23 protein-coding genes are annotated in these 22,121 nt (G+C 40.4%); 11 read left to right on the plus strand and 12 right to left on the minus strand.

What is annotated here, in order from left to right; all coding sequences use genetic code 11:
* Positions 1–16: 16 nt before the first annotated feature.
* Complete coding sequence (locus tag BFP71_RS09260) at positions 17–1,192, minus strand: trans-sulfuration enzyme family protein (RefSeq protein WP_069835207.1); 1,176 nt, start codon at positions 1,190–1,192, stop codon at positions 17–19.
* Between the two features lie 232 nt (positions 1,193–1,424).
* Here BFP71_RS09260 and BFP71_RS09265 point away from each other — a divergent pair, with 232 nt between their 5' ends.
* The 5 genes from BFP71_RS09265 (at position 1,425) to BFP71_RS09285 (ending at position 6,885) form a co-directional block, all read left to right on the plus strand.
* On the plus strand, positions 1,425–2,213 hold the full coding sequence (locus BFP71_RS09265; protein ID WP_069835208.1) for a DUF6503 family protein: 789 nt from the start codon (positions 1,425–1,427) through the stop codon (positions 2,211–2,213).
* 321 nt (positions 2,214–2,534) lie between these two features.
* Positions 2,535–3,029 (plus strand): hypothetical protein, encoded by a 495-nt coding sequence (locus tag BFP71_RS09270; protein WP_069835209.1) that lies wholly within the window; start codon positions 2,535–2,537, stop codon positions 3,027–3,029.
* A 22-nt stretch (positions 3,030–3,051) separates the two neighbouring features.
* Positions 3,052–3,633 carry a hypothetical protein gene (locus BFP71_RS09275; RefSeq protein WP_069835210.1) on the plus strand — a complete coding sequence of 194 codons (582 nt, stop codon included), beginning with the start codon at positions 3,052–3,054 and terminating at the stop codon, positions 3,631–3,633.
* A complete protein-coding gene (locus BFP71_RS09280) occupies positions 3,630–4,463 on the plus strand; it encodes a hypothetical protein (protein WP_088124959.1) in 834 nt (277 codons plus the stop codon). Before BFP71_RS09275 ends, BFP71_RS09280 begins: the two co-directional genes overlap by 4 nt.
* Positions 4,450–6,885, plus strand: a complete 2,436-nt coding sequence (locus BFP71_RS09285) for a leucine-rich repeat domain-containing protein (protein ID WP_069835211.1) — start codon at positions 4,450–4,452, stop codon at positions 6,883–6,885. The genes BFP71_RS09280 and BFP71_RS09285 overlap by 14 nt, the downstream gene beginning before the upstream one ends.
* Here BFP71_RS09285 and fabF read toward each other — a convergent pair.
* A complete protein-coding gene (fabF, locus tag BFP71_RS09290) occupies positions 6,882–8,126 on the minus strand; it encodes a beta-ketoacyl-ACP synthase II (protein WP_069835212.1) in 1,245 nt (414 codons plus the stop codon). The genes BFP71_RS09285 and fabF overlap by 4 nt on opposite strands.
* A gap of 2 nt (positions 8,127–8,128) precedes the next feature.
* Positions 8,129–8,725, minus strand: a complete 597-nt coding sequence (locus BFP71_RS09295; protein WP_069835213.1) for a TetR/AcrR family transcriptional regulator — start codon at positions 8,723–8,725, stop codon at positions 8,129–8,131.
* A 185-nt stretch (positions 8,726–8,910) separates the two neighbouring features.
* Here BFP71_RS09295 and BFP71_RS09300 point away from each other — a divergent pair, with 185 nt between their 5' ends.
* Entirely contained in the window at positions 8,911–9,462 is a 552-nt protein-coding gene (locus tag BFP71_RS09300) for a DsrE family protein (RefSeq protein ID WP_069835214.1), read from the plus strand.
* 73 nt (positions 9,463–9,535) lie between these two features.
* Positions 9,536–10,078, plus strand: coding sequence for a DsrE family protein (locus tag BFP71_RS09305; RefSeq protein WP_069835215.1), 543 nt, complete (start codon positions 9,536–9,538; stop codon positions 10,076–10,078).
* Between the two features lie 3 nt (positions 10,079–10,081).
* On the opposite strand, the gene BFP71_RS09310 is transcribed toward BFP71_RS09305, so the two are convergent.
* Complete coding sequence (locus BFP71_RS09310; protein ID WP_069835216.1) at positions 10,082–10,366, minus strand: hypothetical protein; 285 nt, start codon at positions 10,364–10,366, stop codon at positions 10,082–10,084.
* Between the two features lie 187 nt (positions 10,367–10,553).
* Positions 10,554–11,597, minus strand: coding sequence for a zinc-dependent alcohol dehydrogenase family protein (locus BFP71_RS09315; protein WP_069835217.1), 1,044 nt, complete (start codon positions 11,595–11,597; stop codon positions 10,554–10,556).
* 113 nt (positions 11,598–11,710) lie between these two features.
* Here BFP71_RS09315 and BFP71_RS09320 point away from each other — a divergent pair, with 113 nt between their 5' ends.
* Positions 11,711–12,148, plus strand: coding sequence for a cytochrome B (locus tag BFP71_RS09320; protein ID WP_069835218.1), 438 nt, complete (start codon positions 11,711–11,713; stop codon positions 12,146–12,148).
* A 19-nt stretch (positions 12,149–12,167) separates the two neighbouring features.
* Here the strand turns inward: BFP71_RS09320 and BFP71_RS09325 are convergent, their stop codons facing one another.
* From BFP71_RS09325 to BFP71_RS09335, 3 genes are all read right to left on the minus strand, one after another.
* Positions 12,168–13,628, minus strand: a complete 1,461-nt coding sequence (locus BFP71_RS09325) for a M20 family peptidase (RefSeq protein WP_069835219.1) — start codon at positions 13,626–13,628, stop codon at positions 12,168–12,170.
* A gap of 45 nt (positions 13,629–13,673) precedes the next feature.
* The gene (locus tag BFP71_RS09330; RefSeq protein ID WP_069835220.1) at positions 13,674–14,549 is read right to left on the minus strand and encodes a ChaN family lipoprotein; all 876 of its coding nucleotides are present in this window, start codon (positions 14,547–14,549) and stop codon (positions 13,674–13,676) included.
* 122 nt (positions 14,550–14,671) lie between these two features.
* Positions 14,672–15,733: an AI-2E family transporter gene (locus BFP71_RS09335; protein WP_069835221.1), complete on the minus strand. Its 1,062-nt coding sequence runs from the start codon at positions 15,731–15,733 to the stop codon at positions 14,672–14,674.
* 193 nt (positions 15,734–15,926) lie between these two features.
* On the opposite strand from BFP71_RS09335, the gene BFP71_RS09340 reads away from it, so the two are divergent.
* The 3 genes from BFP71_RS09340 (at position 15,927) to BFP71_RS09350 (ending at position 18,678) form a co-directional block, all read left to right on the plus strand.
* On the plus strand, positions 15,927–16,226 hold the full coding sequence (locus BFP71_RS09340) for a GIY-YIG nuclease family protein (protein ID WP_069835222.1): 300 nt from the start codon (positions 15,927–15,929) through the stop codon (positions 16,224–16,226).
* Positions 16,227–16,481: 255 nt separating this feature from the next.
* On the plus strand, positions 16,482–18,158 hold the full coding sequence (paaN, locus tag BFP71_RS09345) for a phenylacetic acid degradation protein PaaN (RefSeq protein WP_069835223.1): 1,677 nt from the start codon (positions 16,482–16,484) through the stop codon (positions 18,156–18,158).
* Between the two features lie 100 nt (positions 18,159–18,258).
* The gene (locus BFP71_RS09350; protein ID WP_069835224.1) at positions 18,259–18,678 is read left to right on the plus strand and encodes an RDD family protein; all 420 of its coding nucleotides are present in this window, start codon (positions 18,259–18,261) and stop codon (positions 18,676–18,678) included.
* On the opposite strand, the gene BFP71_RS09355 is transcribed toward BFP71_RS09350, so the two are convergent.
* From BFP71_RS09355 to BFP71_RS09370, 4 genes are read right to left on the minus strand one after another with little or no spacing between them, the layout of a single operon-like run.
* Complete coding sequence (locus BFP71_RS09355) at positions 18,656–19,447, minus strand: SDR family oxidoreductase (RefSeq protein ID WP_069835225.1); 792 nt, start codon at positions 19,445–19,447, stop codon at positions 18,656–18,658. The two genes, BFP71_RS09350 and BFP71_RS09355, sit on opposite strands and share 23 nt — an antisense overlap.
* 57 nt (positions 19,448–19,504) lie before the next feature.
* Positions 19,505–20,008, minus strand: a complete 504-nt coding sequence (locus BFP71_RS09360) for a dihydrofolate reductase (RefSeq protein WP_222843476.1) — start codon at positions 20,006–20,008, stop codon at positions 19,505–19,507.
* On the minus strand, positions 20,005–20,925 hold the full coding sequence (gene fmt / locus BFP71_RS09365) for a methionyl-tRNA formyltransferase (RefSeq protein WP_245701832.1): 921 nt from the start codon (positions 20,923–20,925) through the stop codon (positions 20,005–20,007). Before fmt ends, BFP71_RS09360 begins: the two co-directional genes overlap by 4 nt.
* Complete coding sequence (locus BFP71_RS09370; protein ID WP_069835226.1) at positions 20,926–22,077, minus strand: exo-beta-N-acetylmuramidase NamZ family protein; 1,152 nt, start codon at positions 22,075–22,077, stop codon at positions 20,926–20,928. It abuts the gene before it with no gap.
* Positions 22,078–22,121 lie beyond the last annotated feature (44 nt).

The raw sequence follows: 22,121 nt of genomic DNA on the forward strand, positions 1-22,121 counted from the left end.
TAGTTAATTCTAAGGTTTATGATTTGGTCAATGCTTGATCTAAATCTGCGATAATATCATCAATATGCTCTAAACCTACTGAGATGCGGATTAGTTCAGGAGAAATGTCAACGGCCAGTCTTTCTTCCTCGCTGAGTTTAGCGTGTGTAGTGGATGATGGGTGTGTGACAATGGTTCTACTATCACCTAAATTTGCGGTTAAGGAGCACATTTTCAATTGATTTAAAAATTCAATTCCAGCTGCTAGTCCGCCTTTTATACCGAAACTGACTACACCACCGCCGCCACTCATTTGCTTCTTAGCAGTATCATATTGTGGGTGACTTGGCAAAAATGGATATTTCACCCACCCCACTGCCGAATGGTCGGATAGAAACTTGCTTAAGGCCAAAGCATTGCTACAGTGCCTATCCATTCTAACTGCCAATGTTTCTAGACTTTTTGAGAGTACCCAGGCATTAAATGGCGACATGGCCGGGCCCGTACTTCTCGAAAAGGCATAAATTTCGTCGATCAGCTCTTTTTTACCGACAGTAATACCGCCTAAGACTCTACCTTGACCGTCAATAAATTTTGTGGCAGAATGGATGACTAGATCAGCACCATAGGAAATTGGAGTTTGTAAATAAGGCGTTGCGAAGCAATTGTCAACCACTAAAATTAGATTGTGGCTTTTAGTAAAATTTCCAAGCCATTCTAAATCCACCAAGTCGATCGCTGGGTTAGTTGGCGTTTCCACATAGACAATTTTCGTCTCAGGTTTCACCGCGTTCGACCACGAATCGGTATTCTTAATGTCTACATAAGTTGTTTCAATATTCCATTTGGGTAGGATTTTGTTGAAAACCGTATGCGTAGATCCAAAAATCGATCGGCAAGAGATGATGTGATCACCACTGGAAAGTAGCGCCGCAAAAGTTGAAAAGACAGCGGCCATACCTGAGGCAAATGCGTAACCTGCCTCGGCTTTTTCCATAGCACAAATCTTATCGACAAGTTCCTGAGTATTGGGATTACTAAATCTGCTATAAATGTTCTTATCTATTTCACCGGCAAATGCCGCCCTCATTTCCTCAGCATTTTCATATGTAAAACTAGACGTCATGTAAAGTGGGGTCGCATGTTCTTGGGCATGCGTAGTCTCAATCTGAGTGCGTACAGCTTTAGTTTCGAAATTGCTCGACTTGTCCATGAGTAAAATAGTTTTCGGCAAAGATAGTGTCTGTTTTAACTCTGGTAATCTGTCTATGTGATTCTTTTTAAACCAAGACGTATCAATAGAAGTGACGAACTAGTCATTTGCCCGACACCCAATTACATCAGTGGTTTAGAAAGCATCATTTTGAAAGCTTAGGTTTGCATTACTTTTTAAATGACTCAGTTGGTATTAATATTTTGCTTATCTGGGTACAAAAAATTGACTTATGAAAAAGACTTTATTTCTGTGTTTACTGCTTGCCGTAATGGCATGTGAAGGCACAAAAACAGCATCAACCGAAGAAGTGGTTGTTAAACAAGAAGTTTCAAAAACAGACCATCATATTGAAGCGATCACAAAGGTTTTCAATGCTCACGGTGGATTTGATAACTGGACCGCATTAAAACAATTGTCTTATGAAAACGGTGGACAAAAGACGCTGGTTGAGTTGCAAAACAGATATACGAGAATAGATTCAGAGGGTCAGACGGTTGGATTTGACGGCGAGCATGTTTGGGTTAATCCGCCAAGCGAGAATGCCTCAAGACAACGTATGCGCTACAATCTGATGTTTTATTTCTACGCTTTTCCGTTTGTGATCGGTGATCCTGGAATTACTTATGAAGATATGGGACCGAAGGAGTTAATGGGCAAAACTTACAATGGAGTGAAGGTATCTTACGGTGATGGCGTTGGTGATTCGCCAAAGGATAATTACATCGTGTATTCAGATCCAGAAACAAATCAAATGCACTGGCTCATGTACACAGCTACATTTGGTGGAGGTGAAACGAGTGACAGATATAGCTTGATCAAATATGATGGTTGGAAAGAGATGGAAGGCGTGATATTGCCAAGTTCACTACAGTGGTATCAATACCGAGATGGCGTTGTTGGAGAGCCAAGAGGAGGCGCTAGAGTATTTGAGAATATTCAAGTTTCTAAAGAATATCCTACCATGGAGAACTTTTCAATGCCTGAGGGAGCACAAGACATTACGAACCCTGCTTCGTAGGATTTGATCAAAAAAACAGTAAAAAGCCCGAATCATTAAGTTGGTTTGGGCTTTTTACATCTAATAAAAACATGTTTAATCGGCCTTTTTTTCCTCTGAAATTAATTGATGACCAGTTTTGTAAATCGATGGCGACAGTTTCAAAATTTAGCCTTAAATTTATCATACTGTTAACTCAACAGCGCACACCTATCATTTACCTGTAATAGTGTCTACAGGCAGGCCGTAATTCTATACTGCCTAGTGGAAACGCATTGTTTATATTTTAATTTAATTAGGAACACAAGTTGCTACTTGTTGCTTACTCAAAAACTTTAAAAGATGAAAATCAAAAACACCCCATTGATTAATTCGCTCAAAGGACTAGCCTTTGTTGCCATAATAGCGCTAATGACTGCTTCATGTAAGAGTAAAAAGGCAGTAGCCGATTTACAACCCGAAACTACGGAACCTGAGGTGGTAGATACCCCAGCTCCTAAGCCAGAACCTAAACCACAGCCAAAAGTCGAAGAGCCATCTGCTGAAGAGGTCTTAACGGGTAGACTTAACTCTTATTTTTCAGGTATAGCCAATGCTTCTTCCTTAAGCGCAGCCAATAGAAATATTAATGAGGCAACGAGGCTTTTTAGCGGAAACGATGCGCCAGTTCTTATCATTTTTTATGCCGCCAATGGTCAGGAAGATTTCGATGAGCCAACAACGATCTCGAAATACTTGAACTACTTGAAAGATCAAGGAAAGAACCCGCATAAAGTGAAAGAAATGGTACTTGATGCACAAGGAAAAGTAAAAGAACTGGTACTCGTAAAGAAGTAGAATAACTCATTTAGAAAAAGACATGAAAAACTATATATCAAAAATATCTATCGCATTAGTTATGATCTGCTTTATGGGTTTGAGCCTGAGTGCTCAAAACGCTGTTGATCCTAACAGAGAAAAGGCAATTGATTCGCTGGCATTAGAAAAGGTAAAAGATCTAGGGAAATACATCAGCATAATCGGAAATAAGGATACTCCTTTTTCTGAAGCGACAAGAGTAATGGACAGAGCCGAAGAATTATTTGCTCCTGGAAGTGAAATGGGTGTTTCGTCTCTCGCCGAGGAGGAAATCAGCTATTATAAAGTTAGAGAGTATTTTAAGCGTTTGATGGCGTTGAACTACTCAAAAGTGACAATTGAATGGTATGATATACAATATATCTCCGATTTAGAGCGTCAACCTGATGGAAAGTATGTTGGAGTAGTTACAGTTTACCAAAAATTCGAAGGTCGTAGCGGTGATTTACTTCAGTACAAGGATACCACTAAAAAGGATATTACGATTTATGTAGAGAAAAAACAAACACAAATCGCTGGTAGAACAGTAGAATTTTGGGATGTGATCCTTGGAGATATTAGAGTTTCCGAAACCTCAGTATGATCAAAAAAATATCTGTAATTATAGTAATAGCTGCTCTTTGTACTGGCTATGCTTCTGCTCAAGTACTCAATGATGATTTTGATATTGAGCAGCAGTTGTTAGCCAGTACCAAACAGCTAAATCAATTTTTTAAACGATTCAATGGAGAGGAGACCAATCGTGGCGATGAATTGGAGCCTACCGATCGTCGATATCGTAATACAAGGCTAAGAAAGCGTTACATCAACGTATTATTCGATGAAGAATATGCCCAAATCAGTAAGGCTTTAAAAAACAAATTCATAGAGACTGCGACTAATTCGCAGACGGCACAGTTCTTGAGTCTCAGGTCGAAAGACTGGTTTGCTGTGGTAAATACGGTATTCGAGTACGAAGGCAGAGAACAGCCGCTTACTTTATATATGAAGATTCAAAAAGAAGGTCTGGGTTATGAATGGGTGATTTCTGATATATCATTCAATGCTTATGATCAGCTATTTGATAAGCAACGAGGGGAGACAAAGGAGTTTCTTCACCCCATGAGCCACGAACTAGACTTTATGAACCTTCGCAAAGCACTCGTTCAAAATGGCAGCCCTGAATCATACACGCTCGCCGATTATAAACCAGATTATTTGACGCTATTCCTTTATGAAGTGAAAAAAGGCCTCCTAAAGTTTAAAACTGTCGAGAACCTGAAGTATCATTTCTTTTCGGTCGACGGATGGTATTTTTCATTAAACAACTATAACCGACCCGGTTTTAATAGCGGTTGGCTAATTTCTGACCTCACAGAAATTAATAACTCACAAAAAGATCAACTACTTAAGTTTATCTATGGTAAGGATTAAGGCCCTTTTACTTATTGGCTTTCTTACTATCAGTACTTGGTCCTTAGCCCAAACAGAAACCCCCACCGATAGTATTGCAGACCCTGAAAAGGAACAAGTGATGGCTATGGTAGAGGCGCTTGAGTTTTATTTCAATTTGTTAGGATCCAAAAGAACAACCGCCAAAGAAAAGGAAACGATCATTAACCAAAGTTATACGAAGCTATTTCGCGACGGTAAGGTTCAGGTCGAGGATGATTTGCAAGAGAATAGGTCGACACAAATTTTCAAAGATGTTCAGGCGTATTTGAAAGATGTAGATTTCTTTTTTCAAGAAGCCGTTTTTGACTTCGAGGTCAAGAATGTGGAAAGACTCTATCTTCCGGATAGTACCCCATATTTTAAAGCTGAGACTGTCCGAAATTTAACAGCCACAGGAATAGAAGGCGATACCTTAAGAATAGCTGGGCAACGGTTTATCGAATTTAATTTTGATAAGCCAGGAGGCGACTTAAAAGTGGTGAGTATCTACACCAAAAAAATAGATAGAGAAAAACAATTGAGAAATTGGTGGTTGAGTCTTTCGATCGGCTGGAAAAAGATTTTTCAGGATGAGATCGGTATTTATGACGATAGTTTGACGACCGATGAGCTTACAAGAATTGCAGAAATGGATTCACTCGATTTGGCAAACAATGATCAGGTCGTTTCACTAGAACCCATTTACGTTTTAACCGAATTATCGTACCTCCGGTTGAGTAATACCTTTATTAGCGACCTTTCGCCGCTTACCGCCATCAATAGTTTAAAGACCCTTGACGTTTCGAATAGCTCGGTTTACGACCTAAGCGTGCTGAAATACCATACCGGTTTGGAGGAAATGATTTTGTTCAATAGTCATGTCAAGGATTTCACAGTATTAGAGTCTTTCGGAAAGCTAAGGCGACTGAATTTGAGCAATGCAAATGGGCTAGATTTCTCATTTATAAATTCATTGAAGGCAATTAAAGAATTGCAACTCACTGGAGTAGATGGGATTGACAAAATCGACTTTTCAAACCTCTTGGAACTAGAAAAATTAGACTTACACCAAAGCGATATTAAATCTTTATCAGGGTTTGATGTATTGAATGACCTAAAAGAGCTGAATATCAGTCAAACTTCCATAGCCGATCTCGCGCCGATCGCTCAATTGAATGATCTTCAAGTCTTAATTCTCTCGAATTCTCAGGTAAAAAGCATTACTCCTTTAAAGTCTTCACCCACCATTAAGAAGGTATACATTGATGGTTTGACCATTCCTGAAGCTGAGGTAAATGAATTTATGGATGCAAAGCCTGAAACTTTATTGATTAAAGATATAGAAGAGCTTTCTGCCTGGTGGGGAGCACTTTCAGAGGAATGGAAAACTAGGTTTTCTGAACAAATGGAATGGGTTTCACCGCCCGGTGAAGCGCTGGTTTTATTGCTAAACATTAAGTCCTTGGATGCTGATAATGCTGGAATTAGAACCCTTGAGCCAGTTGCTAAGCTTAGCAGACTGACCTATCTGAACGTCAGCAATAATAATATCAAAAGTCTAATTGGGGTGAGTAAACTAAAGCCTTTAGAAGTTCTAAAAATCAACAATACCAATATCAATGACTTTACCTTGTTGGCGGGATTAAATAACCTGAAATCAATTGAAGCAGTCAATACTAGTGTCAGGTCTTTGAAAGGAATTGATGGGTTGGCCAAGTTAGCCTCGCTAAACGTTGATGGTGCCCCAGTCAGGGCAGAGGAGGTAGTTAAGTTGTTAGTTTCAAATGATCAACTGGATGTTAAATTTCAAACAGAGGCGCTCAATTCATGGTGGGGAGGACTGAGCGAAACAATGAAAAAGATATTCTCATCGGCGATGGAAATTTCAGGTACACCAGACTCCGATGATCTACATGCGCTTACGAGACAGTCTGAATTCTCTATCAATGAAAACATAGAAGCTGGCGATTTATCAGCTTTTGAAAAGTTCTACCGATTATCGTCTATCTCCTTGACCCGAACGGGACTAAGCGACCTTGATTACATGCCAAATAAGGAAAATATTCGATCACTAAGTATCACAGAATCTCCATTAGCCGACTTATCGTCAATTCTTCAATTTAAATCACTGACCAGCCTGAATATAAGTAACACTGCTGTGAATGATTTAAGACCGTTGTCCGTATTGATTGATCTGCAAATGCTAAATTGTTCTGGAACCAACCTGAGGCGCCTTAGAGGGGTGGAATCATTGATCAACCTACAAAAACTCGATTGTTCTAACACCAGTATCAATCGACTGGATAGGCTAGAAGACCTACAGAAGCTAACGGAGGTCATCTGTTTTAATACAAGGTTAAAAGGCAACGATATCGAAGGCTTAAAAGCGGCGTTGCCTAGCGTAAAGATCGTATTCTATTAAGCTTTGAATTTCTTGAAAATTGCAGTGGCAATATGTCCGCCAAATCCAAAAGTATTGCTCATAGCATAATCGACTTTTCTTGATTTAGCCTCACCTAATGTCAAGTCATATTTATCTGCCCATTCGGGTTCTACTTCCGAAGTGTTGATAGTCGGCGGCACAATATCATCAACCGTGGCCATCACACTCGCGATCGCTTCAATAGCACCAGCAGCACCCAAAAGGTGGCCCGTCATGGATTTTGTCGCGCTAATGCTGAGGTCTGTCGCATTGCCAAAAACACGTTCTAAAGATTTTAACTCGCTAATGTCACCCATTGGTGTGGATGTAGCATGCATATTGACGTAATCAATGTCATTAGCTGATATTTCCGCCTCCCGAAGCGCTTCCGTCATGCCTAAGTAAGCGCCTTCACCATCAGGGTGCGTGCCTGTCAAGTGGTAAGCATCGGCTGCCATGCCACCACCGACAACTTCGGCAATGATGTCGGCACCGCGAGCTTGGGCGTGCTCAAGCGATTCTAATACTAAAGCGCCAGCACCTTCTCCCATCACAAATCCATCACGACTCGTGTCAAAGGGTCTGGAGGCTGTTGTTGGGTCATCATTTCTTGTAGATAGCGCACGAGAGGCGTTAAAGCCTCCGACTCCGGCAATGGTAATTGGTGCTTCCGACCCTCCGGTAATAATCATGTCAGCTTTCCCCCAACGAATATGATTGAAAGCGTCTAAAATCGCGGTTGTCGATGTGGCACAGGCTGAAATAGTCGTGAAATTCGGCCCTCTTAATCCATATTTGATTGAAATGATACCTGAGGCAATGTCTGCTATGATTTTAGGAATAAAAAATGGGTTGAAACGTGGCGTTTCTCCGTTTTTCACATAATCGACCATTTCTTCGGTAAATGTTTGGATTCCGCCATTTCCTGAACCCCAAATTACGCCAATTCTGTTCGTGTCGAGCTTATCAAAGTCGATCTTACCATTTTCCAAGGCTTCGTTTACAGCAACTAAGGCATATGAAGTAAATGGGTCGTAGCGTCTGGCTTCACTCTTAGGGATGAACTCACCTAGGTCAAAGTCCTTCAGTTCGCAAGCAAATTTTGTCTTGAACTTTTCAGTATCGAACCGAGTAATTGGGGCGGCACCGCTTTTCCCAGCTTTGAGGTTAGTCCAATAGTCTTCTAAATTATTGCCGATCGGGGTGAGTGCACCCATTGCTGTGATTACGACTCTTTTCATAATTAATTTAGGTTAAGTTCTTGCTGTACGAAAGCTCTTAATTGATTGGCAATTTGCTTGAAGTATTCAGGCTCCTCCATGGTTTTGGCCAATAAAATACCGCCCTCAACAAGAGCAATGAATGTATTTGAAAATGATATTGGGTCAACATCTGCGCTCACTTCAAATGCTTTTTGACTGTCGATAATGGTTCCAGAAAGCTCGGCTTTCCATAACTTGAATGTATCCTGGACCTTCTTTTTCAGAACCGGATAGGCATCGTCTGCTTCAATTGCTGAATTCATCAAGGGACATCCTCCATTTACCGATATATTCAAATAATGGTCCTCGTAAAAATCGATCAGCCCTTCCAGTTTTTGAACCGCGGATCCCCTTTTTGCCAAGGATTTATAGAGGCCTTTTTGAAGAAACCTTAGATTATATTCAAAACAAGCCATTGCTAGAGCATCCTTATCGATGAAGTTGCCATAAATAGCTCCTTTTGTTAAACCAGTAGCGTTAGTAATATCGGACAGACTCGTACCATGAACACCTTTTTTATTAAAGATCGGTGCCACTTGCTCAATAATGTAACTACGAGTTCTATCGGCTTTGGTCATATCTTATACAAAAATATACTGATCGGTATATTAATTCAAATTTATTCAGAGTTTTTTGACGGAATACTAGAGTTTGAAGTGATTCGTTTTATCAAAATCATTAAACAAACGTCGTCAGACTTATATTCCATGGTCGGTTTGAATTAGAGACTACTATTCCCGTCCTTGGTCAAAACTCTTTTAACATGAAACTCAAAATCGCACTCATTCTTCTATTATCATTTGGGGTTAATCTTACTTACGGTCAAGAGAAGAAAAAATGGGTTAATCCTATTATAAAGAACTATGGAGGTATCTTAGATTTAGAACGTGTGGATGTAGCTCCAGATCCGGATATGGAATATAAGATCCTTGTGGAGTTGGTTCATAAAATGGATAAGAAGTCAAAACGACCGGCATTTTCAGCAACTAATGTAGCCCGACTGATGAATTTGCACGGAGTAGGTGGTGTGAAGCCTGAAAACCTGAAGGTCGTAGTCGTAATTCATGGTCAGGCGACAAGTTCGGTTTTAAATGCTGAATCCTATAAGGACAAATATGATAATGAAAGTCCCTATGTACCGTTATACAAGGAGTTGATGGAAGCGGGCGTGCAGGTAGTAGTCTGTGGACAGTCTTATGTGAATTATGGCTACACTTTTGACAAACTGATGGATAATGTGAAAGTGGGTACCTCAGCCTTAACGACCATTACAACTTACACGCAAAAAGGATACACCTACTTCAAATGGGATTAGTCGAATAAGGCTCCTTTTATTGATTTATTCTTCAAAATTGTGTCTATTGACACCTAGATAAATCAATGAAACTATGAACCTTCTTAAAAGCTCACTTCTCTTACTTTTCGGTATTCTTGCGATTAATGTATCTATCGCTCAGGAGCAGATTAATCCTATTATCAAGAACTATGGTGGTATTTTCGATGCTCCACATGCTACGGAAAAACCAGACCCCAATATGGAGTACAAGGTCATCGTAGACATTGTAACCGCAGACTCGAAAGTAAGTGAGCCTTTCTATTCAATTGTCAATGTGGCCCGACTGATGAATTTGCATGCGATGGGCGGGGTAAAGAAGGAAAATATGAAGGTTGTTATGGCCATTCACGGCGGTGCGGTTTGGTCAGTATTGAATAATGAGAAATACAATGAAAAGTACGGTATCGATAACCCTCACATTCCTCTTTTTAATGAGCTTCAAGCGGCAGGCGTTAAAATCGTGGTCTGCTCTCAATCCATGTTAGGACGTCAGATTGATCATACTAAATTGGCACCGGGCTTGGAAACAGCTACTTCTATGCTTACTACCATGACTACTTATCAGTTGAAGGGCTATGCCGCCCTAAAGTTTTAGAGCTTAAGAAAACCTCTCGAGTGTCATAATTAGAAATGAGATCAGGAAGATTGCCATTCCAATTCCAATAAGAAAAATAAATCTGGCACTTGCCTTTTGTTTCCTTCTGGCATTTTCCTTTCTCAATCTTAAGAGCTCATCAAAGTCAGTAGTAACGTTCCTTTTGACGGAACGCCTAAAGGGTGTGTCCTCCATTCTGTCACCGTAAACACTTCTTGCTTTTGCAAATGCTTTTTTTGGTTTATTCTCTTGAATTTGTTGTTTGATGTGAATTGCTGACCAGCCCATTTTTCTTTGTTTTAACCTCTTATGGTAAGATTATACGAGTATATGAACCCCTTGGAGGCGGGTTCATGGTCATCGGTTTAGCTGGCGGTTAAACGTCTTTTCGACAATAGTTTAAGATACTTGTGATTGGAAATGAGTTGCCCTAAAACAGTCGAGAGGTTATCTGGATTCTTCTAAGTATTACATCTTAAGCTTGGAATTGATTGATCACTCGGACCCCAATACCTTTAAAGTCATTCATTTTTGGAAGGAGGGCGGCGCCTTCTTCCAAACTGATCAACTCACCGATTAATCGTTCTGGCTGAAGCTTGCCTGATTGAATGAACTGCATCATTTCTGGGTAGGCATGTGCTTGCATTCCATGGCTGCCAAGGATTTCCAGTTCATTGGCAACTACCAAGTGCATGGGGACGCTAGGATTGTAATCTTCTCCTGCCATAAGCCCAACCTGTATGTGTTTCCCTCTCTTTCTTAGGTTAGCGATTGAATTATAGCATGTGATTTTGTTGCCTAGTGCGTCTAAGGAGACATGTACGCCTCCTTTTGACAATTCTTTCACAGCTTCCACTGGGTCTTCCTCATTCGCATTGACTAAAAAGTCTGCTCCGATTGATTTGGCAAAATCTAATGCCTTTTGATTGATGTCGATAGCGATAACCTGTGCTCCTTTTGACTTGGCGATCATTATGGCCGAAAGTCCAACACCACCACATCCATGTACGGCTACAAAGTGATCAGATTCAACTTGTCCTTGATGCATAACTGCCCGATAAGAGGTAATGAATCGGCAGCCAAGGCTTGCGGCGGTTTCAAACGAGATTTCATCTGGCAAGTGTACCAAATTTATATCTGCATAATGAATGCCCACATATTCCGCAAAACTTCCCCAATGTGTAAATCCAGGCTGAAATTGATTATCACAAACTTGATGATTTCCAGTTTTGCATTGATGGCATTTTCCACAACCACTGACAAAAGGCACAGTCACCCGATCGCCAACTTTGAATTTTTTAATGCCTTTCCCTACAGCAGCTACTGTGCCTGCCAGTTCATGACCCGGTACATGCGGTAATAGTATATCGCTGTCATGTCCCATCCATCCATGCCAATCAGATCGGCATAGTCCCGTAGCTTCAACTTTCAAGACTACGCCACCAAAAACTGGTGTGGGATCTAGTAAGTTTTCAACAGTGATTGGCCCATTAAATTCAGCGTAAAAGGCAGCTTTCATATCGACTATCTGTTTGTGGTAGCGTGAAAATTAGGGATTTGAAGTGAAGGAAAAAATAGCAAAATATAAGTCGAAAGAGTTTTGTGATTAAATTGCATATAAATCATACCACTATGTACAACGGACTTTTACACGCTCACTCAGGCTTACGCTGGGTTGTTTTGGTTTTATTACTCGTAGCGATCGCCAATGCTTTCTCTAAAAAAGGAAATGGCCGATGGTCTCCGAAAGACAAGAAGATTACTCTTTTTGCTATGATCTTCACCCATATACAACTTGTCCTCGGAATTGTGATGTACTTCATGAGTCCAAAAGTGGTTTTTTCGAGCGAGACTATGTCTAGCCCCGTGCTTAGGTTTTACACCGTTGAGCATATCAGTCTTATGCTTGTGGCCATAGCTTTAATTACAATAGGTTATAGCAAAGCAAAACGTGCTATTAGCGATGCTAAGAAATTTAAGGCTGTATCAACTTTCTATTTGATCGGACTCATTTTAATCCTAGCATCCATTCCGTGGCCGTTCAGAAACTTGGGTGCTGGCTGGTTTTAGGCCAGCTAAAAATTCACTTTTACTGTGAAGAGTTCGAGTTTTTGATGAGCTGAATATAGAAGCGAATGGCATCCTTGTAGTCATCTATAGGAATACGCTCATCAATACCGTGAAATGTATCTATGTTGTCCTCATTGATATGGTAGGGAACAAAGCGATAGATATTTGGGCTAACAGCGCTAAAATGTCTGGAGTCAGTGGCTGCTATGACCAAATTAGGTCCAGTTAAAGTCTTATCGAAAATTTGTTTGATCGTTTTATTTATTGTTTCAAACCCCTCAGTTTCGATAGAAGAAACTGGGGATGGCTCCGAATTAAAGCCTGAAAACTTGGCTTTTACACGATCATCGCCAATTACTTTATTGGCATGAACCAAAATGTCTTCAGCTGTTTGACCCGGTACTATTCGGAAGTTTACTAGTGCTCTGGCATAGGTCGGAATTACATTTTCTTTTACACCAGCTTCAAAAACAGTTGGAGCCGTTGTGGTTCGGACGAGAGCGTTGCCTGCCGTACTAGCGTTTTCATAAGTACTTATGATCATGCCTTTGAAAAGGTCACGGTTTGCAAAGGCAAGTTTATTGACAAAGCCCATTTCAGGGCCCAAGTAATCCATAAAACCATTCATGGCTTCTGAAATAGATGCTTCTAATGGACTGGCTTTAAGGTCAGAAATAGCCTTAGCTAATACGTCGATAGCAGTTTCTTTGGCTGGTTTAGAAGAGTGTCCGCCATCCATATCAACAGTAAACTCAATAGTCGTAGAACCTTTCTCGCCTATGCCGATCATAGCTACGTCTGCCTCAATACCCGGTACTAACTTTTGAGTGATGGCGTACCCTTCATCCAATACATAGGCCGCTTTTACACCTTGATTTTCCAGGTGTTTTGCGATGACAACGGCACCTTTTTCACCACCAATTTCTTCGTCATGACCGAAGGCTAAGTAAATGGTTCTTTCTGGTTGGAAGCCTTCTTTCAAAAGCATTTCAACTGATTCTAAAATCCCAATGACAGAGAATTTATCATCGATGGTACCTCGCCCCCAAATCTCACCATCCTTGATTTCTCCTGCGAACGGATCGACCGACCATTTATCAGGCGAAGCGATCGGCACTACATCAATATGCCCCATAAGTACAATAGGTGCAAGGCTTAAATTACGCCCCTTCCACTCATATAGATGGCTGTATTCGCTAAATATTTGGTGATTGAGTAACGAGTCAGTCAACGGGTAATTTCGATTTAATATATCGTTGAAATCTTGAAAAGGCGTAGGATCGAAGTCTGCTTCGTTTTCGAAAGAAATAGTTTTTAGCCTTAAGGCTTCTTGGAGACGGGTAATTGAAGCGTCGCCGACCGGAATTTTATCGATCACTGCTATTTCAGCCTGAATGGATGTGAACGTGAAAGTTTTTACGAGCAGAAAGGCAACGAATAAAACGAGGATAACTAGAACACCAAGAGCAAATTTCTTCATAGTAAATGATAACTACATGAGTTTACAATTTACCCAATTTGCAGATTAATATGTCTTGGTCATGTGGCTATCTACACAAATAATAAAATCTGCCTGACCAAAATGGTCTTTTGAAAGTTTGGAGATATCGGCTTGTTCTACGGTGGAAATAGTGATGACTCTATATTCTGGCTTTAGTTTATTTAAATACCATAAAATACCTTCGAAAAAGTCAGAATGGTAGGCGCCATTGTAATGAATGAATAATTCTCCATCAGAATGGTTTTTGGCAATGAAGTGGGCCATTGTGGCGTCTTTGGAGGCTTGCGATTTAACCAGATTCGGGGTACCGTGATCGCCCATCATGCTCAGAATGTTTACATAACGAGGTAGTTCTGGATCGAATGGAATTGGTAAAGATGCTATCCATGATTTCTCCGTAGGCGTAAGTGATTCTAAAACTTCGAACCCATTTTTGTACACTTGATTGGCATACCTTCTTGGAATATTCGTGCCGATAAATTTTAGTTCATGCTGTTTGGCAAAATCAACGAGCGGGGCATAATCCGTTGGGTAATTTTTCCATAGGCGTGCCAATGTATCAAAGGCTTTTTGGTCGATCGTTCCTTTGAGATAATTGTCCAGTGCCTCCTGATTATCAGCCTCTATCATTTCGGCACCTAGGATTAAATCGCGTTTGTTGTGTAGTGCTCGAGTTACCTCATACTGAAGCCAATGAGCAATTGGGTTGTTATGTTGTTCGCCAAAAAAGATAACATCTTGCTTTTCAAGCTGCTTCAACATTTTCTTGTACGAAACCTTTTTGCCTTTGGCGTTATAGATAATATATGGCGTCATATCCTGACTAACACCCTGGAAGCCTAGGCATACGATAAGAAAAAGTACTAGCGTGCTTTTTGAACTGCAGATTAGAGTTTTCATGCTTATTGACTTCAATGTTCAATGAATCAATAAGATAGGTCAATCGATCTATCAACTCAAAATAATTTTATGAGTGGGAAGTTAAAGGTCGATAGGGGCAACTTCTCGATTTCGATGTAAATCTAGAGCTTACCGATCTTTACTTTTATGCCTTCATTATTTCCAGAGATTAGTCTGGCAATGACTTTGGTGCTTTCGAATTGCTCTAAGAGGATTTTAATAAATACAGTGATGGGGATGGACATAATTAGTCCAGGGATACCCCATACATAGCCCCAGAGCATTAACATGATCAGAATTGTGATTACATTAATGGAGAACGATTTGCCCATAAAAATAGGCTCTAAAATACCTCCAAATAGTACTTGAACACCTGTAATAGTGGCTACGAAGAAGAACAATATAGATGTGGTTTCTATTTCAACGAAAGAAAAAACAGCTAGTAGTACCACGCTTATCACCGAGCCAACCATTTGCAAGAAGTTGATCGCAAAGGCGAAAAGTCCCCAGAAAATAGGGAAACTGACCCCAAAGGCCCAGCAAGAAACACCAATGCCTAAGCCCGTAAATAAACTAATGAAGAACTTTACCTTAATGAACGTTATAAGGTCTTTTTCTATCTTCATAAAGGTCTTGATAGAGGAAAACTGTTGTTTTAAAACGGTGATTCTCAGAATCTTTTGAATGTCTATTGAGCCAGCAAGCAACAAGAGTACGAAGAATGCTGTGGTCAGAGTCATAGTGAGGGTATTTGATATAAAACCCACCGTCGGTGCAAAGTTCTTACTGATCGTTTCTTGGTTGATAAATGAGGCCAATGTGTCTTCTCCTTGTAGGAAATCGACACCAAAAAAGCTCTCGATCGAGTAGAGTAATCCACTGAGTTTTACTTTCGCCTGATCTAAAAAGGCATTGTCTTTAGAAAGGATTTCTTTGCTTGATAGTTGTATTAGTTCACCACTGAGCTTGAAGAATGTCGCAATAATCAGCACTACGATGATTAGGCTCAAAACTTTGGGACATCCTTTACTTTTCAACCATCGCATCAAGGGTAGGAAGAGCAAGGCGATAAACATCGACGATACAAAAGGTATCAGTATGAACGACAACGTTTTAAAGAGGAAAAAAACCAAAGGAATAACGATAATCAATAATAATATGTTAGTCGTTTTTCGATCGTTCATTTTTAAATGCTTTCTTCCGCAAAGGTATACCGAATTACTTCTTTAAATGTTTTATGGAAAGAACTTTCTTTTTAATAAAAGGCCATCCTTTGGAAGTTTTGATAGGAATACCAGATAAAAATGAAAATGGCGTTTTAGCTATACTTGTTTCTTAAGAGTTCCTTAATTTCAGATAAACCCAATTCAGAAGCGTATGCCAAAAGGTGGTTATACCTACATCATGTCGAACAAGCAAAGGACTACTTTATACATAGGTGTTACTTCTGATTTAGAAACTCGAGTTTATCAACATAGAAATGGGGAAGGATCAAAGTTTACAAAAAAGTATAGATGCTATCATTTGATCTATTTCGAAGTATTTGAAGCGATTGAATCGGCAATTGAACGAGAAAAGGTCCTGAAACGATGGAATAGATCTTGGAAGGAAGAATTAATAAAGGGCTTCAATCCGCAGTTGAGAGATCTTTGGGATCAAATTCAAGGCTTTAACTAGTCGCTCATTTGTTCATTACCGTCACCCTCAACTTGATTGAGGGTCTCCCAATAAGGTGCCAAACTCATCGTTAAGTGCTTGGCTTAAAAACTCATGGATCAATTTAAAACTCTTTTTATTCATCCTGTTTTTCAATCGATTTCAGAGAGAATTTCGATTGGGGTATATGGAACAAGAATCCTTAGATAACAATCGTGATTCAACACTGTTAATTATCAAACCATTGTTTTAAATTCGACCAAACAAACGTTCGTTATGGGATTGTCACCAGCAAATAAAGAAATTTTAGATAAGGCGATCGAAGCCTTACACACCAGAGTTTTTCACGCACAATATCCAGAGCATCCATCGCCTAAGATTTATGGCGAAACCGCGGATGAAGATGGAAAAAATGCATTTAAAGCTTTGAGAAAAGGGAGGTTTGAGGAGCTTCAACAGCAAGGCGAAATAGCTTGGGTTGGCGAAGAAGACTCACCATATTTTGCTGAACCAGTGGGCACCACTTATCCTCAATTTACAAACGAGGTCCTGATTGAACGTGCCGAGAAGGCATTCCATAGCTGGAGAAAGGTGTCAAAAGAAGATCGTGCACAGGTATTAATCGATTCTCTTGAAAGGTTTTCGAAAAGGTTTTTCGAGAATGCTTATGCCACTATGCATACAACCGGTCAAGGTTATATGATGGCTTTCCAAGCTTCTGGCCCTCATGCTGCCGACCGAGCATTAGAAGCTGTAGCTGCTGGCTATGAAGAATTGGGAAGGTTTCCTGATTCAACGGTGTGGGAAAAACCAATGGGTAAGTACAACTTGGTGATTAACAAAGAATGGAGAGCTGTTCCTAAAGGAATTGGCCTGGTTATCGGCTGTTCTACTTTCCCGACATGGAATTCTGTTCCTGGCGTATATGCCGATTTGATGATGGGTAATTCAGTATTAGTAAAACCACATCCGGGTGCGGTATTGCCTATGGCCATTGTAGTGGCTGAGATTAGAAATGCACTCAGAGATGCTGGCTTTGATCCAGATGCGTGCCAGCTCGCAATCGACACTAAATCAGCACCAATTGCAAAGGAACTTGCAGAGCATAAAGCCGTCAAGGTTGTGGATTTCACAGGTAATTCTGAATTCGGTTCTTATTTAGAGACTTTACCGAAGGCGGTATTTACTGAAAAAACAGGGGTTAATTCAATCATACTAGACTCTGTGGAAGACCTAGATAAAGTAATCCAGAACATTACCTTTTCTGTGGCGCTTTATTCTGGTCAGATGTGTACGGCTCCTCAAAACTTCTTTATCCCAGCAGGTGGTGTGAAAACTCCAGAGGGCGTTGTTTCATTTGATGAAGTAGCTCAGAAATTTGCTGATTTCACCAATGGACTTATCAATAACCCTAAAGCAGGGCCTTTTGTGGCGGGTACTATTCAGAATCCAGCTACGGCAGAACGAACAGTTGAGGCATCAAAAGCTATTGGGGGTAAAACTTGGTTGGAAACAAGAAATATTGAGCAGCCCATTCCGTATTTCAAAAATGCGAGAACGCAAACACCTACAGTTATTGAGTTAACCGCAGGAGACAAGGATAAATTCTCGAAAGAAATGTTCGGGCCGATTGCTTTCTTAATTAAAACGAAGGATACAAAAGAGTCTGTTGCTTTAGCAAAGGAAATGGCCGAGTCTTATGGCGCAATTTCATGTGGTGCCTACACTACTGATAATGATATGAAAGAATATATAGCTGATGAAATGTCTTTAGCGGCAACTCCAGTGTCTTTCAATTTAGTTGGTCAGATATTCGTGAATCAGAATGCAGCATTTTCTGATTTCCACGTGACTGGTGGTAACCCAGCAGGAAATGCCTCTTTCACAAATCCAGATTATGTCAATCGTCGATTTACATGGGTGGGTATGAGAGAACCAGCTCCAAGGGGCTAAAAAATCTTAACGTAAGTAAAAAGCCGCTTCGATTGATGAAGCGGCTTTTTTGTTAACCTAACTTCGAAGAGTATATTAGCTTGAGATAAATAACCAAGTAATGAATTATCCTGCAACGAGTTTCAGAGTAAAGGCTTCACTAATTGATGCTGTTTTGATTCTTTTAATTATGGTTATCTCTGCCTATTTAATTGATTCCGTTGGAGCGGTTCCTGATTGGGTTAGGGCTATGGTTATGATAATCTTGTTTGTCATTTATGAACCTTTAACAGTTGGCATTGCCGGTGGAACGCTGGGTCATAGAATACAAGGATTGGAAGTTAGACGTGTATCAGATACGTCGCAAAGAATTGGGCTGATGATGGCGATTATTAGAGTAGTATTCAAATTTGCCCTTGGCCTGTTTTCAATTCTGACTTCATATCTAAGATCGGATAATAGATGTATTCATGATTTGGTTTGCGGTTCTGTTGTTGTTTACAGAAGTCAAGCTAATACTATCTCACCTTCGCTTTCTTGATCAACCGGGCGAAGAGCCATGGTAAGTACCTTTTCACATAAGCGGCATAAGACTCCTTACCGATATAGACCTCCCTTTTTTGTTTTCTGATCGCTTTAATGATCGCTTTGGCGCATTCATCAGGTGTGAGGCCATTTGCTTGAGCATCATCCATTTGACCTAACGCTTGACCGTCGCCTTGAAAGGCATTGATAGAGACATTCGTTTTTACAAACCCTGGTGCGGCAATTGTCACTTTTATCCCAACATCCTCTAGTTCAGCTCTCATGCTATCATAGAAACCATGGAGTGCGTGTTTACTAGCCGCATACCCAGACCGATATGGTGTTCCAAAAACACCGGTTAAACTGGTGATAATTGTAAAATGACCACTTCCACGCTTAAGCATATGCGGCAGAAGTTGTTTGGTGAGACTGACAGATCCAAAATAATTGACCTCCATTAAATCACGATCCACCTGAAGAATAGTGTCTTTGACAAGCGATCGTTGACTTCGACCACCGTTGTTGATTAAATGATCTACTTGGCCGAAAAGAGATATGGCCTCAGTTGTCTTTTCACCATGACTATCTAAATCAGTAAGATCAAGCGGAAGGATTTTTACTTTTTCAGGAGAAGCGCAAAGTGCCCTAACTCGTTCTAGTTCAACCGTTCTTCTGGCAGAAAGTATCAGGTTTACCCCCATGACTGAGAGTTGTATGGCTAAGGCTTCACCTATTCCTGAAGAAGCGCCTGTAATCCAAATTGTATTGTCTTTTAGATCTTTCATGATGGTGAGTTTCTAAAATAAGTAGATTCCGCCAAACTGATCTAAGATAAAGAACTGTCAGACTTTAGAGTAGGTGACGAAATCAAAAGCGTATTCGTGCTTATCATCTGCAGAGTGATACTCCCTAGCCACTTCTTTCCATTCATTCATGCTGAATTCAGGGAAGAAGGTGTCCGCGTCCTCAATATTGGCATCGACTTCGGTAATGAACATTTTATCAATCAGACCTTTATCGATAGATTCTTTATAAATCACTCCGCCACCGATTACAAATACTTCTTGCTGTGTTTGTTCTTGGCATATTCTGTAAGCTTCTTCTAAACTGTGAGCAACAAAGTGTCCTTCAGGTGCTTGATATTCCTTTTGTCTTGTGATAATTACGAAGGTTCTTCTCGGTAGTAAGCCAGGTAAAGATTCGAAAGTCTTTCTTCCAAGAATAACAAAATGGTCTAGCGTGACCTGCTTAAAGAATTTGAAATCATCAGGTAGACGCCATAGAAGGTCGTTATTTTTTCCAATGGCATTGTTTTTAGCTTTTGCGACTACAATCGTACTAATCATAATGTGTTTCCAAGTAAAAAGGATTTAATATCCATACGCTTCTTTCCGTCCATTTGGAGTGATGCAATGGAAATGGGACCTGATCCTGTCATCACATTCAAATAAGATTTGTTATCCGTTTCTACAGTGCCGGGTTCTCCAATGTTTTGTTCCGAATTAACTTTTTTTGTTTCGTAAATCTTGAATTTCTTTCCATTCAAAATGCTCCATGCTGCAGGGTATGGTGATAAGCCACGCACAAAATTATGGACTTCATCAGCCGATTTAGACCAATCAATTTCGCAGGTCTCCTTAAATATCTTTGGGGCATGCTTTATGTCCACACTTTCGTCTTGTACTTCTTGTGGATAGTCTCCTTTTTGAATTGCTTCTACTGTTCTGAGCACTAATTGAGCCCCTTTACGCATTAGTCGTTCATAAACATCGCCCACGTTATCATTCTCATCGATCGGTTCCTTCTCTTGGAAAATGATGTTGCCCGTATCGATTTCATGCTTTAAAAAGAAAGTGGTCACCCCAGTTTCTTTTTCACCATTTATAATGGCCCAATTAATTGGTGCTGCCCCTCTATACTGAGGTAATAATGAACCGTGAAGGTTAAATGTTCCAATTTCAGGCATGTCCCATACGGCCACGGGTAGCATTCTAAATGCCACTACGATTTGAAGGTTCGCGTTATAGCCCTTTAACTCTTCCAGAAATTCAGGGTTTTTTAGGTTTGTGGGTTGCAGAACCGGTATGTTTTGGGAAACAGCGTAATCTTTTACCGGCGTAGTGGTCAGTTTTCGGCCCCGTCCTTTAGGTCTGTCGGGAGCAGTGATAACCGCTACAACATTGAGACTATTCTCAACTAGTATTTGCAAACTAGGTACGGCAAATTCTGGCGTACCCATGTATATGATCCGTAAATCCTGCATTTATTCGAAATCGGGATATAGTAAATACTTTTTTCTAATGACTTTGTAAGCATCCAGCTTTGGCTGCCAAGTGGCTCTAATCTGTTCTTCAGTCCAACCTTTTTCTACTTGCTCCCGAAAGGATTTGGTTCCAGTCAATTGGTTGATATATGGCCTGAAAAAAGTAGTGTCATCCTTTAAATCGGCATAGTATTTCATAAGGTATTTCAAGCTAAACTCGTGTTGGGCTATTTGATCACCAAAATATTGACCTTGGCACAACTCGCCTTCTAAAGGTGGATATTTCGAACCCGAATTTGGAGCTGGAGTAAAACTGAAAGTGCCTTGAGAGTAATCTGGATGCCCAATGACTTCAAATGGAAAATCGGTTCCTCTACCCACACTCACTACTGTCCCTTCAAATAAGCCTAGACTTGGATAGAGCGTAATCGCATTGTTTGTTGGTAAATTTGGTGAAGGAGCTATAGGCAGGTTATAAGTCATTTTATGATCCCAACCTTTCATAGGGATTACGGTCAGGTCGCTCTTTACCGCATTTTTTAACCACCCTTCTTGGTTGATCATTTGAGCAAGTTCGCCTACAGTGAGGCCATGGACTACAGGGATAGGGTGCATGCCCACAAAACTACTGATGTCATCATCTTTTACTGGGCCATCTACCAACATTCCATTAGGGTTTGGTCTGTCAAAAATGATTACTTGTTTATTATTTTCAGCAGAGGCTTCCATCACATAGTGCATGGTACTGATGAAGGTGTAAAACCGAACGCCTACATCTTGAATATCAAAAATGATAACATCTAAATCTGCTAGCATTTCTGGGCTAGGTTTTTTTGACTTTCCGTAAATAGAAATTATCGGTAAGCCAGTTTTAGAATCTTTGGCATCATCAATTGTTGCACCATCAGGCGCTTCACCCCGAAAACCGTGTTCAGGTGCCATTACCTTTACTACATTCACGCCACGAGACAGTAAGGTGTCCACCAAATGAGTGTTACCTATGACAGATGTCTGGTTCACCACTAGACCCACGCGTTTACCCTCTAAAAGGGGGAGATATTCGTCTAGTCGTGCGGCGCCCAACTCAAGTTCTTGCGCACTTGAACAGGCAAAAAGAGAAATAATGCATAGGCTAAGCAGTACTCTAATCATTCGCTTCGTTTATCTTTGGAGAAAGTGATTTAAAATTAACTATA

The sequence above is a fragment of the Roseivirga misakiensis genome, from assembly GCF_001747105.1.
GTDB classification, from domain to species: domain Bacteria; phylum Bacteroidota; class Bacteroidia; order Cytophagales; family Cyclobacteriaceae; genus Roseivirga; species Roseivirga misakiensis.

Excerpts from the sequence above, each read along its gene's own strand:
- BFP71_RS09260 (WP_069835207.1), bottom strand. The coding sequence starts at position 1,192 with ATGGACAAGTCGAGCAATTTCGAAACTAAAGCTGTACGCACTCAGATT.
- BFP71_RS09265 (WP_069835208.1), top strand. The coding sequence starts at position 1,425 with ATGAAAAAGACTTTATTTCTGTGTTTACTGCTTGCCGTAATGGCATGT.
- BFP71_RS09270 (WP_069835209.1), top strand. The coding sequence starts at position 2,535 with ATGAAAATCAAAAACACCCCATTGATTAATTCGCTCAAAGGACTAGCC.
- BFP71_RS09275 (WP_069835210.1), top strand. The coding sequence starts at position 3,052 with ATGAAAAACTATATATCAAAAATATCTATCGCATTAGTTATGATCTGC.
- BFP71_RS09280 (WP_088124959.1), top strand. The coding sequence starts at position 3,630 with ATGATCAAAAAAATATCTGTAATTATAGTAATAGCTGCTCTTTGTACT.
- BFP71_RS09285 (WP_069835211.1), top strand. The coding sequence starts at position 4,450 with ATGGTAAGGATTAAGGCCCTTTTACTTATTGGCTTTCTTACTATCAGT.
- fabF (WP_069835212.1), bottom strand. The coding sequence starts at position 8,126 with ATGAAAAGAGTCGTAATCACAGCAATGGGTGCACTCACCCCGATCGGC.
- BFP71_RS09295 (WP_069835213.1), bottom strand. The coding sequence starts at position 8,725 with ATGACCAAAGCCGATAGAACTCGTAGTTACATTATTGAGCAAGTGGCA.
- BFP71_RS09300 (WP_069835214.1), top strand. The coding sequence starts at position 8,911 with ATGAAACTCAAAATCGCACTCATTCTTCTATTATCATTTGGGGTTAAT.
- BFP71_RS09305 (WP_069835215.1), top strand. The coding sequence starts at position 9,536 with ATGAACCTTCTTAAAAGCTCACTTCTCTTACTTTTCGGTATTCTTGCG.
- BFP71_RS09310 (WP_069835216.1), bottom strand. The coding sequence starts at position 10,366 with ATGGGCTGGTCAGCAATTCACATCAAACAACAAATTCAAGAGAATAAA.
- BFP71_RS09315 (WP_069835217.1), bottom strand. The coding sequence starts at position 11,597 with ATGAAAGCTGCCTTTTACGCTGAATTTAATGGGCCAATCACTGTTGAA.
- BFP71_RS09320 (WP_069835218.1), top strand. The coding sequence starts at position 11,711 with ATGTACAACGGACTTTTACACGCTCACTCAGGCTTACGCTGGGTTGTT.
- BFP71_RS09325 (WP_069835219.1), bottom strand. The coding sequence starts at position 13,628 with ATGAAGAAATTTGCTCTTGGTGTTCTAGTTATCCTCGTTTTATTCGTT.
- BFP71_RS09330 (WP_069835220.1), bottom strand. The coding sequence starts at position 14,549 with ATGAAAACTCTAATCTGCAGTTCAAAAAGCACGCTAGTACTTTTTCTT.
- BFP71_RS09335 (WP_069835221.1), bottom strand. The coding sequence starts at position 15,733 with ATGAACGATCGAAAAACGACTAACATATTATTATTGATTATCGTTATT.
- BFP71_RS09340 (WP_069835222.1), top strand. The coding sequence starts at position 15,927 with ATGCCAAAAGGTGGTTATACCTACATCATGTCGAACAAGCAAAGGACT.
- paaN (WP_069835223.1), top strand. The coding sequence starts at position 16,482 with ATGGGATTGTCACCAGCAAATAAAGAAATTTTAGATAAGGCGATCGAA.
- BFP71_RS09350 (WP_069835224.1), top strand. The coding sequence starts at position 18,259 with ATGAATTATCCTGCAACGAGTTTCAGAGTAAAGGCTTCACTAATTGAT.
- BFP71_RS09355 (WP_069835225.1), bottom strand. The coding sequence starts at position 19,447 with ATGAAAGATCTAAAAGACAATACAATTTGGATTACAGGCGCTTCTTCA.
- BFP71_RS09360 (WP_222843476.1), bottom strand. The coding sequence starts at position 20,008 with ATGATTAGTACGATTGTAGTCGCAAAAGCTAAAAACAATGCCATTGGA.
- fmt (WP_245701832.1), bottom strand. The coding sequence starts at position 20,925 with ATGCAGGATTTACGGATCATATACATGGGTACGCCAGAATTTGCCGTA.
- BFP71_RS09370 (WP_069835226.1), bottom strand. The coding sequence starts at position 22,077 with ATGATTAGAGTACTGCTTAGCCTATGCATTATTTCTCTTTTTGCCTGT.